We start from the raw sequence: 11,103 nt of genomic DNA, 5'->3' as shown, positions 1-11,103 counted from the left end.
TTCGTTGTAAATCATAAGTTACTATCCATTTGTTCAGTTTTCAAGGAACTTGGTTTACTTGATCTTTGTCGACTCATGTCAACCAGACAGGAAGTTTATCTTATCATGTTAACTCAGTTTCTGTCAACAATCTTTTTCATCACTCTTCAACCGTATTCGACTTTCGTCCGTTTGAAGCGACAAGAAATAATATATCATGTTGATATTCATTTAGCAAGCATTTTATTTAAATTTTATCATATCCCCGTTAGAATAATTTTAATTGCTAAACGAGTGATCGAAATGGAGTGACTTTTGGCTTTGCGAAGTAAAACAATTGAAGTGACAGCTCGAACAAGATTGAATTTGAAGTACGTGATCCAAAAACTTTATAATAAGGTATCTTTAATTAGAGGGAGTACCCTAATGTTCCCCTTACATCAAAGCACTCCGACTATAGCGCTATCATTATGCCTTTTCTGGCAGCCCTTTCTATCCCCTGCCCCGACGACCTTACCTTGAAATGTACATTGTTTATCATTCGGTTCTGCAATTCTCAACATAAATAATAATGCGAGGTGAACCCACTTGAAGGATTGGTTAAAAAAGATGCGTAAAGGTTACGGCAAAAAGCTGGTTTCCATTCACGCCTGGAATGCATGGGTCGTTGTCATTCTTACTGTGACCGGTCTTATGTTAATTGGCGGCTTCTGGCGTGAAACTTTGGGCATCGGTCGTGTCTGGTTGAAATGGATGCATATTGGAGTCGGTCTAGTTATGCTTCTCCCTGTAGTATATTACTTTATTCTGGCCGGTAAGCATTGGAAGCAGCTTCGTAATAAACCGTGGCAAAAAGTAAACACCATCATTGTTCTCTTTCTTCTGATCGGATGGCTGTTATCAGGTATTGTTTTATGGCAGTTCAAATTGGCTGGCCCCCGCTGGTCCAATACCGCTCTTTTGATTCATGATCTGCTTACATGGGTTGGACTTCCTTATATCATCTACCATTCCATCACGCGAACACGATGGTTGAAGGACACTTCACGCCGTTCGATTCATATGAATGAACCTCGTGCACAAAATCAAGGTAAAGAGACGTCGGTAACTCCTTCCGAAGGTTACGATTCGCATACACGCGTCACACCAGCAGCTGCTTCCGCTGTACAAGCGGACCAATTGCTCCATGATAAACAGAGTCAGCCACAAGCTCCTCACAGCATGAAGACGGACAAGGTCGAAAAACCTCAGCCGGTATACACCCGCCGAGCCTTTATCCGCTCAGCCGTGGGCATCGGGCTCGCTGTCACTCTTGGGCCCACTTTTGTATCGTGGGTAGGTAAAAACCTCAAGTTCGATAACAGCATAGACAGCATGCTGGAGAACGATCCCAACCGGATGGTTCCGCTGCCGCAGCCATTGTCTGCTTCCTCACCTCCTATGGGTGGCGGAGCTGAGGGCCATTTTCGCGTATACACCGTAACCCCTATTCCTTCATTTTCCAATGCAAACTGGTCGTTCCGAGTAGATGGACTTGTTGAACGCGCGCAGCTCTGGAATTGGGAGCAGTTCGTAAAGCTTGCACGCACTGTACAAGTCAGTGATTTTCACTGCGTTACGGGCTGGTCGGTGTACAAGAATACGTGGGAAGGCATTCCGCTGAGACATTTTCTGGAGGAAGCCGGTGTAAAACCCGGAGCCCACAGCATCAAGTTTTATTCGGGTGACGGAGTCTATACCGATGCAATCACGCTCGAGCAGGCCCGGATGGATGACATTATGATTGCTGTTATGCACGATGGTAAACCTATTCCTGCAGATCTCGGCGGCCCGGTACGACTTGTTATTCCGCAGATGTATGCATACAAATCGGTCAAATGGTTAAACCGCATCGAGGTGATTGACAGCGAACATATCGGCTACTGGGAGGAACGGGGGTATGACAAGGATGCATGGTTATCCGGTGCATCTCAGCGTTTTCCAAATATCAATGGTTCATAATTCTAAATTCAATTTTCACAAAACCAATAAAGAAGCCTCCAATAACACGCATAACGTGTGCTTGGAGGCTTTCCTTCATTAATTCATAGTTATTTTATTTACGAATTTAACAAACGCACCAGTTCGTCTTCATCCTCAATGGTCGGAATACCGAGATCATGGGCCTTCGTTAATTTACTGCCTGCCTTCTCTCCGGCAATGACAAGATCAGTCTTTTTCGATACACTGCCTGTCACTTTCGCACCAAGTGCCTCGAGTCTCTGCGTCGCTTCCTCACGGGTCAGTTGATGCAGTGTTCCTGTGAGCACGACTGTTTTCCCGCTGAAGAAGGAATCCTCTGCCACCGCGGCTGGTGCTTCCGGTGCCTGTGCCTTCACACCCAGCTGCAGCATCTTCTCAATCGCCGCCTGTGTGAACGGATCAGCAAAGAAATTAACGATGCTCTCCGCCACAATACCACCGACGTCCGGCAGCTCAACCAGCTCTTCTGCAGTCGCGTTCATGATCGCATGCAGATCACGGTAATGCTCAGCAAGCATACGTGTCGTAGATTTACCTGTGTTCGGGATACCTAATGAGTACAGGAACGAAGCCAGATCCCGATCTTTACTCTGCTCCAGCGCAGCGAGAAGGTTGTTCGCTTTCTTTTCGCCAAATCGCTCCAGCTTCACCAGATCGTCAAACTGCAGTGTATACAGGTCTGCCGGTTCACGCACGTTCAATTCATCATACAACTGAATCGCTGTTTTCTCGCTGAATGTCTCAATATCCATGGCATCCCGCGAAGCAAAATGGGAGATACGAGCAACGGTCTGCGGTTTGCACGCCAGTTTGTTGTTGCAGAACAAGTGTGCTCCGCGCTGCTCCAGCGGGAATCCGCATGCCGGACACTGCTCTGGATATATGATCTCCTCGCCATCATTCTCTTCGGTTACTTTACCGAGAATCTCGGGAATAACATCATTGGAACGACGAATAAATACACGTGAACCAAGGGCGTACTTCAGATTTTTCCGTTCGATATCACCCACGTTGTTCAGCGTACAGTTCTGCACCGTAACTCCAGCAAGTTCAACCGGCTCTACTCGCGCCAGCGGAGTCACTTTGCCTGTTCGTCCGACATTCCACACGACTTCGTTCAGCACGGTTGTTGTCTCTTCCGCCTCGAACTTGTACGCAACTGCCCACCGGGGGAACTTGTCCGTATAACCTAACACGTCACGAGTACGCATGTCTGTCAGTTTAATAACCGCTCCATCAATGAGATAATCCAGTTGGCCGCGGTTTTCCTGTATGGCTTCCAGCTGCTCCATCACATCATCGAATTCGTGGAAGTAGGTGAGGGACGGGTTCACTTTGAAACGATTATCGCGCAGGAAGTCCATCATCTCCTGATGAGTAGCAAACTGAATGTCGTCCGAATATCCGACGTTATAAAAATAAGCATTCAACCGGCGCTCGGCTGTTGTCTTCGGATTCAGGTTGCGAAGCGCTCCTGCTGCGGCATTACGGGCATTTTTGAGCGGCTCTGCGGCCGTCTCGTTATATCGGTTCAACACAGAGAGATTCATGATCCCCTCACCCTGCACTTCAATAGTGCCTCCAGTATACGGAATTTTGAGGGGAACCGACTTGATCGTCTTGACCTGTGCAAGAATGCCTTCGCCCACTGTCCCGTTTCCACGTGTAGAAGCCTGTACCAGTTCACCGTTCGTGTAGGTCAGGTTCAGGGTCAATCCATCAAACTTCAACTCAATCACATAACCCGGTTCTGGCAGAGGATTGTCCGGATTTTTGCTGTTGTAATCATTGACCAGCTTCAATACCCGGGTATTCCAACTGCGCAGCTGTTCAATGTTCTGCGCTTTGTCCAGACTCCATAATGGGGATAAATGACGATGCGGGTTGAATCCTTTGAGCAGTTCGCCCCCTACACGCTGCGTGGGGGAATCAGGCAGAACGATGCCGCTCTCCTGTTCCAGTGTTACCAGTTCGTCATACAGAAGGTCATACTCCTTGTCACTGATCTGCGGCTGATCCAACGTATAGTACTGGTAATTGTGCTGATTCAGCTCGGTAACGAGCTGCTCCATCCGGTGCATCGGGTCCATATGGGGCCATCCCTCCATTAATTTAATATATGTAGAACGAACATGCCTATTGTAATCAAGGAACATGGCAGAATGGATGTTCATGTCAGTTCAGTATCATACAATAGGCTATTTCATTCTTATTCCACTTTGGTAATCGGGGCAAATCCGGCGAGCAGACGTTTTACGCCAACCGGAGCCGGGAAAGCAATCTGCAGCTCCGTATCATTGCCGCTGCCTTTGACCGCGACAATGGTACCTGTCCCCCATTTGCCATGCTGCACTTTGTCGCCTGCCTTAAATCCTGCCGCACTGTCTGAGGAAACAGACTTCGAAGCAGATGCTGGTGCCGCAAAGGTTGGACGAGAAGTGCTGGTCGTCACCCGGGACGTTGGCCCAGAAGAAGCCATTGCGGATGAACCACTTCGGCTCTGCTGCTCAAACAACCTGGACGCACCTGCACCTCCGCCGAAATTACTTCCACCACTGGAGCCTAAACCGCGTCCTCCATACGAGCCTCCGCCTGTGCTGGTTCCACGACGGTAACGGTCACGTGCGATGGAGGTATCTTCCTTGAGCTCATCCGGAATTTCATCCAGAAACCGGGATGGCGGATTCGCCGTTGTGCGTCCAAACAATGTCCGCATCTGTGCACAGGACAGAAATAGCTGCTCTTCTGCTCGCGTAATGCCCACATAAGCCAGCCGGCGTTCTTCCTCCAGCTCTTCGTTATCCATAAAGGCGCGGCTGTGTGGGAAGACACCTTCCTCCATCCCCACGATAAAGACAACCGGGAACTCCAGACCTTTTGCACTGTGCATGGTCATCAATGTGACTGCATCGCTCTGATCCTCTTCATCGTCGTTCATGCTGTCGATATCTGCAATGAGTGCCAGATCGGTTAGAAACGAAACGAGCGTTTTGTCTTCATTATTCTTCTCGAATTCCATCGTTACCGACAGAAACTCTTCGATATTCTCCAGCCGTGCGCGGGATTCAATCGTATTTTCCTTCTGCATCTCGTCGCGATACTGGCTCATCTCCAGAATTTTCTCGGTCAGCTCCGTAACCGACAAATATTCAACCATCTGGTGAAGCGCAGCAATCATATCATAGAACTCCACCAGCGCGTTACGTGTGCGGCCAGCAAAGCCCAGATCATCCACGACCTGCAGTACACGGAAAATGGAAACCCCACGTTCACCCGCCGCTGCTGCCAGCTTGGCTACAGTCGTATCCCCGATGCTGCGCTTCGGCACATTAATAATTCGGGTCAAGCTGATATCATCATCCGGGTTGGATAACAGACGCAAATAGGCTAGAATGTCCTTAATCTCTTTCCGATCATAGAACTTGATGCCGCCGACAATCTGATACGGAATGTCCGATTTGATCAGAATTTCCTCGATGACCCGGGACTGAGCATTGGTACGATACAGAATCGCATGATGCTGATAGGATTTACCATTCTTCACGTTTTTACTAATCTCGGAGGTTACGAAATACCCCTCATCGTGCTCGGAATCCGCGCGGTATACCTTAATCTTGGAGCCGCCCTCTTTATCCGTCCACAGCTTCTTCGGCTTACGGCCTGTATTAAGGCCAATCACTTCATTCGCTGCATTTAGGATGTTGGAAGTGGAACGATAATTCTGCTCCAGCAGGATTGTCTGTGCTTCCGGGTAGTCCTTTTCAAAATTCAGGATATTGGTAATGTCCGCTCCGCGCCAGCGGTAAATCGACTGGTCACTATCTCCTACCACACAGATGCGGTGATGACTGTCAGCGAGCATACGGCACAGCATGTACTGTGCACGGTTCGTATCCTGATACTCATCGACGTGAATATATTGGAATTTCTTTTGGTAAAAGTCGAGCACTTCCGGCACTTCTTTGAACAGTTGAATCGTTGCCATGATCAAGTCGTCGAAGTCGAGCGAATTATTGGCTCTTAACCGCCGCTGATACATCGTATATACCTTCGCTACAATGCCTTCAAAATAGTCGCCCGCCTGCTTCTCGTACTGTTCAGGGCTGATCAGTTCGTTTTTGGCTGTGCTCATCATCGCCTGAACAGCTTTTGGTTCAAACTTCTTCGTATCAATATTCTGATCTTTCATACAGCTGCGAATAACGGAGAGCTGGTCGGATGAGTCCAAAATGCTGAAGTTCGATGTAAAACCGATCCGTTCAATGTCGCGGCGCAAAATGCGCACACACATGGAGTGGAAGGTAGATACCCAAATGTCGCGGCCCTGAGAACCGCCTACGAGCTGAGATACCCGATCCTGCATCTCACGTGCGGCTTTATTGGTAAAGGTAATCGCCAAAATGCCCCACGGCGGTGCTTTCCGTGTTGCGATCAGATAGGCGATCCGGTGTGTCAGCACCCGGGTTTTGCCCGAGCCCGCGCCAGCCATAATGAGCAGCGGTCCATCCGTTGCCTCGACAGCTTGGCGCTGAGGCGTATTGAGCCGTGCGACGGCGTCATGTATATTTACAGGTTGCATGCATGCATGCTCCTTTCGTTGGTTGATCGTATAAGGGGCTTGAGGTTACACTTTGTCACTCCGATGACAGAATAAGCTTTCAATCGCTGTTATTCCTGGATTTTTTTCAACTGTTTTCTAGTGGTTAATATCCGGTAATAAAGGCGAACACTCCGCTTCTCCAGCTTATTTCTGTCCTCTCCGTTCGCGTGTAAACATAGTCTCCTTATACTTAGAGTTAGGTAAAACAACAAGAAAACTGCAGCAGCTTTTCAGTTTTTATAAATTTCAGATTGCTCCTGCAATTTTAAATTCTGATAAACCATAAATCGTAATTGTTATAAAAGGTTTACATCTCATCAATGCGATATTACTTCGTCATAAAAGCCGAAGTTCTATTTTAACAGATTCCAAGAGGGATGTGGGGGATTGGTAAACTAAACCGGTCAGGCGCCTTTCACAGCTTGTACTGTGTCCAGCGCTTGCTGTAAATTGCTGTACACTACATTACCGACAACAACGGTATCTGCTGCCTGGGCAGCTTGTCCTGCCTTCTCCGCCGTATCAATACCGCCGCCATAAATGAGATGTGCCCGGTCCAGCTGTCTGTGTGTCTCGCCTACCAGCTCCATATCACCAAATGTCCCGCTGTATTCCATATATATAATAGGTAGGTTGAGCAGTCTCTCCCCAGCCTGAGCGTACGCAGCCGCAGCCTCTGCAGTCAGTTTGGTATCTGCTCCGGTTAACCTTGCCACCGTCGAGTCCGCATGAAGCACAATATACCCTTCGGTAATTAATAAATCCCACGGGATCAAATAACCGTAACGTTCAATGGCCTGCTGATGCTGTCCAATGATCCATTTGCTGTCAGGTGTGTTCAGCACCATAGGAATCAGATAGCCATCAAACCCTGGCACAACTGCCTCCAGATCCGATACTTCCAGCACACAGGGCAGTTCATACCGACGCACCCGGGACATCAGATCTACCGTATTGTCATATGTTATTCCTGATGATCCGCCAACGATAATGGCATCGGTTCCCGACATGCATATCTGATCCAGTGCCTCGTCCGTAATTTTCCGGTCCGGGTCGAGCTTAAATACGTGTCTCCACTGCTTAATCATGTCTATCAACGAACATTCCTCCAGAGGTTCTTCTGCATCCTAAAAAGCTTATAAACTAAGTCTAAGTCAGCAGGCAGCAGGTGTCAATGTTCGTATAAAAGGCGAACAAAAAAACACAGACTTTTTGCTGCTTCATCATAAAGTCTGTGTCTTTCATCTTTCATTCGGGTCAGTCCCCACAGCCAGGCAAAATGCAAATGGCCTTGATGCAGGCGTACGACCGCATGCATCTGGCGCAGAACAACCCCCAGCCGACTGCTGAGGCTCCTGTACCTGGGTTAAAGGCTTGCCCCTAGCGATACGTCGATGTCTTCTAAATCTGTTCTTTGTCTTCACTTTTTAAGGTTTCCAGGCAAATTTTGTGTTCATCTCTTCCATTTCCTGCTCGGTCAGGACGTCCGAGTACACACCGTATACGCCCCATTTCTCATAGTTTGCTGCCTGCTGGGTATCATTGATGGTATGCACATACGTTACTGCTCCAGCCTTCTTGAGCTTGGCCACAAAGTTCTGGTTCACTTTATATTCCGGCATAGTGACAGCATCGACGTCATTATTCTCTACAAACTGTACAACCTGGTCTTCGGTATCCTGCGTAGCATATAACGTGTAAATAATAGAGGGGAAACTGTATACTTCCTTTACCTTTTCGAGCATCGGTTCATTATATATTTGTACAACAACTCGGTTCAGTGCAGACGGATCATGTTTGTTCGCCGCATCGACCAATGATTGAAGCACCTGCTGGATATCCTCGTCCTTCTGCTCTTTGGTATCGGTTACGATATACATATCCGGGTACTTGGACAATACGTTCATAATGCCATCGGCATCCATAGGCTGGTACATGCCAAGAATCGGTGTGTTCATGAATTCATCATGTGTAAGTGCTCCCGCTTGTTTGTGCTCTGGCAATTCTTCATCCTGTCCGAGCATTTTGCTCATGTTGGCCGTCCACTCATGTCTGGCTACAGCCACGCGATCTGAGGTAAGCATAAAATCAATTTCGAATACCCGTGTGCCTTTCTCATAATTCGAAATCATCGCTTCATACGCATTGGTGTACGGCTGTTCCCGAATGCTTCCCATCGCGTGGGCAATTAAACGATAGTTTGTAAATCCGTCTCGCTGCTCCTCACTCTGGCTGTCATTCGCCCAAAAGAGTGTACCCACGGTAACGAGCAGCAGTGTCAATACGGCGGCAATACGTTTCATATCATTTTCACATCCTTCTCAGACGTATTAAACTCGGAATAGAATCGAAATTCCCGATGGTTTAAATTCTTTAACTGGCTCCTATCCTTCCAAAAAAAGAACACCAGATGTCATATTGCATTTTGGTAACTAACTACCCGAATTCGACACATGCAAAACAAAAAACCGCCCAGAGGCGGCGCTCCTAGCGGCAGATATAATTGTGGCATGAGATTAAGCATGAGATTAAGCATGTGATTAAGAGTGCATTTCTAATTGACTTTCTTTGTATACAGCTCATGTAAAAATGCAATCAGCGCTTCTCTCCAGGGCCTCATGGATTGAAGACCATTCATACGAATTCCCAGATGATCCATTACAGAATAGGCCGGACGAGGCGCGGGGCGTGGGAACTGTGAAGTCGTGCAGGGGATGATCTGGGCTGAATGAGCTGCTGCTTGAAAAAAACCTTGTTTTTTCGCTTCCTCAGCGATCGCCTGCGCAAATTCGTACCATGTACAGCTCCCTGCATTGGAGGCATGATACATGCCGTATTTCTCACTTACTGCGAGTTCAGCCACCAGCTGTGCGAGATCAACGGTATAGGTAGGTGATCCCTTCTGGTCATGGACAACCTGCAGCTGCGGGCGCTCTGTCATCAAGCCCAGCATCGTTCGGACAAAATTACTGCCATGGCTCCCAAACACCCATGATGTGCGGATAATAAACCACCGCGTACTCAAACTCTGAACCAGCTGTTCCCCAGCTAGTTTAGACTTGCCGTATACACTCTGCGGATTAGGGATATCGTACTCCTGATACGGCGTATCTCCCGTCCCGTCAAACACGTAATCTGTACTGATATAAACCAGCTTGGCTTTCACTTTCTCGGCAGCAGCAGTTATATTTCGTGTGCCTGCAGCATTGATGGCAAAAGCCGTATCGATATCCGTTTCCGCCTGATCCACCGCAGTAAAAGCGGCGCAGTGAACAATGACATCCGGCTGGAATGCCTCGATCTGGTCTGTACACTGCTGCTGATCGGTAATGTTCATCTGTTCCCGATCACAACCGAGTACATGATGGCCGGCTGCTTCTAAACTTTTCACGACATCATACCCCAGCTGTCCGGCTGCTCCTGTTACCAGCATTCGAAGTCTCATGTGTTCAAATCACCCATCCGCTGACCGTACTGCAGCTTCACGTAATCCTGATAAGTACCGGACTGTACGCTCGCCATCCACTCCTGATGATTCAAGTACCATTGAATCGTCTCTTGAATACCCGTTTCAAAATTGTGCACAGGTTTCCATCCAAGCTCGGTCTGCAGCTTCGTTGGATCTATGCCGTAACGCCGATCATGCCCCAAACGGTCCTGTACGTATTGGATCAGAGTCGTCGGTTTGCCCAGCTGCTGCAGCACGGTTTCTACAATATGAATATTAGTCCGTTCATTATTACCGCCTATATTGTATATCTCACCGGATTTACCCTGATGAATGACCAAATCTATGGCACGGCAGTGATCTTCAACATAAAGCCAGTCACGAATATTCAGACCGTCACCGTATACCGGAACAGCTTCATCCTTCAAAGCACGGGAGATTATGAGCGGAATAAGCTTCTCCGGGAATTGAAACGGACCATAATTGTTGGAACAGCGGGTAATATTAACAGGCAAACCGAACGTTTCGTGGTAAGCTCTGACGAGCAGGTCTCCCCCGGCTTTACTGGCAGAATAAGGGCTGTTCGGCGTCAGAGGTGTCTCTTCTGTAAAAAGCCCTGTGGGTCCAAGAGAGCCGTACACTTCATCGGTTGAAACCTGTACGAATTTGGCGATCTTATATTTTTTCGCTGCATCCAGCAGTACCTGTGTCCCCATAACATTTGTACGGACAAACACATCTGGAGCGAGAATACTGCGATCCACATGGGATTCAGCAGCGAAATTCACAACCACATCGATCCCTTGGGCAAAAATATCCTCCATCTGCTGTACATCTGCAATGTCAGCCTGAATGAAAGTATGCCGCGGATTGGACTCAATCGACTGTAAATTTTCTAAATTACCCGCATACGTCAATGCATCCACGTTAACAATTTCATAATTCGGATGCTCACGAAGCATGTATAATACAAAGTTGCTGCCAATAAATCCAGCTCCGCCTGTAACCAGTAATTTCATGCTGTCTCACTCCTCTGTATCCACTTATTGACCGT

General features: G+C 47.9%; 7 protein-coding genes. 1 reads left to right on the top strand and 6 read right to left on the bottom strand.

The features are described from left to right. Positions 1–567 precede the first annotated feature (567 nt). Positions 568–1,980 (top strand): molybdopterin-dependent oxidoreductase, encoded by a 1,413-nt coding sequence (locus tag ABXS70_RS29590; protein ID WP_366293085.1) that lies wholly within the window; start codon positions 568–570, stop codon positions 1,978–1,980. A gap of 98 nt (positions 1,981–2,078) precedes the next feature. Here ABXS70_RS29590 and ligA read toward each other — a convergent pair whose 3' ends face one another. The 6 genes from ligA to rfbB all read right to left on the bottom strand — a co-directional run bounded on the left by ligA (position 2,079) and on the right by rfbB (position 11,068). Then, positions 2,079–4,091 carry an NAD-dependent DNA ligase LigA gene (gene ligA / locus ABXS70_RS29585; protein WP_342552987.1) on the bottom strand — a complete coding sequence of 671 codons (2,013 nt, stop codon included), beginning with the start codon at positions 4,089–4,091 and terminating at the stop codon, positions 2,079–2,081. Between the two features lie 119 nt (positions 4,092–4,210). Continuing rightward, complete coding sequence (gene pcrA, locus ABXS70_RS29580) at positions 4,211–6,580, bottom strand: DNA helicase PcrA (protein WP_342552988.1); 2,370 nt, start codon at positions 6,578–6,580, stop codon at positions 4,211–4,213. A gap of 425 nt (positions 6,581–7,005) precedes the next feature. Beyond that, complete coding sequence (locus tag ABXS70_RS29575; protein ID WP_366293081.1) at positions 7,006–7,698, bottom strand: heptaprenylglyceryl phosphate synthase; 693 nt, start codon at positions 7,696–7,698, stop codon at positions 7,006–7,008. Between the two features lie 330 nt (positions 7,699–8,028). Then, positions 8,029–8,904, bottom strand: coding sequence for a phosphatidylinositol-specific phospholipase C/glycerophosphodiester phosphodiesterase family protein (locus ABXS70_RS29570; RefSeq protein WP_342552990.1), 876 nt, complete (start codon positions 8,902–8,904; stop codon positions 8,029–8,031). Between the two features lie 251 nt (positions 8,905–9,155). Beyond that, positions 9,156–10,046 carry a dTDP-4-dehydrorhamnose reductase gene (gene rfbD, locus ABXS70_RS29565; RefSeq protein WP_366293078.1) on the bottom strand — a complete coding sequence of 297 codons (891 nt, stop codon included), beginning with the start codon at positions 10,044–10,046 and terminating at the stop codon, positions 9,156–9,158. Next, complete coding sequence (rfbB, locus tag ABXS70_RS29560) at positions 10,043–11,068, bottom strand: dTDP-glucose 4,6-dehydratase (RefSeq protein WP_366293075.1); 1,026 nt, start codon at positions 11,066–11,068, stop codon at positions 10,043–10,045. The genes rfbD and rfbB overlap by 4 nt, the downstream gene beginning before the upstream one ends. Positions 11,069–11,103: the final 35 nt, after the last annotated feature.

The sequence above is a fragment of the Paenibacillus sp. AN1007 genome, from assembly GCF_040702995.1.
Lineage (GTDB): Bacteria > Bacillota > Bacilli > Paenibacillales > Paenibacillaceae > Paenibacillus.
The sequence above is the reverse complement of the archived record's forward strand: the minus strand, read 5'-3'. Positions and strand labels throughout refer to the sequence as shown.

What these genes read in the sequence shown, in the direction of transcription:
- ligA (WP_342552987.1), bottom strand. Translation starts at nt 4,091, where the DNA reads ATGGACCCGATGCACCGGATGGAGCAGCTCGTTACCGAGCTGAATCAG.
- pcrA (WP_342552988.1), bottom strand. Translation starts at nt 6,580, where the DNA reads ATGCAACCTGTAAATATACATGACGCCGTCGCACGGCTCAATACGCCT.
- ABXS70_RS29570 (WP_342552990.1), bottom strand. Translation starts at nt 8,904, where the DNA reads ATGAAACGTATTGCCGCCGTATTGACACTGCTGCTCGTTACCGTGGGT.
- rfbD (WP_366293078.1), bottom strand. Translation starts at nt 10,046, where the DNA reads ATGAGACTTCGAATGCTGGTAACAGGAGCAGCCGGACAGCTGGGGTAT.
- rfbB (WP_366293075.1), bottom strand. Translation starts at nt 11,068, where the DNA reads ATGAAATTACTGGTTACAGGCGGAGCTGGATTTATTGGCAGCAACTTT.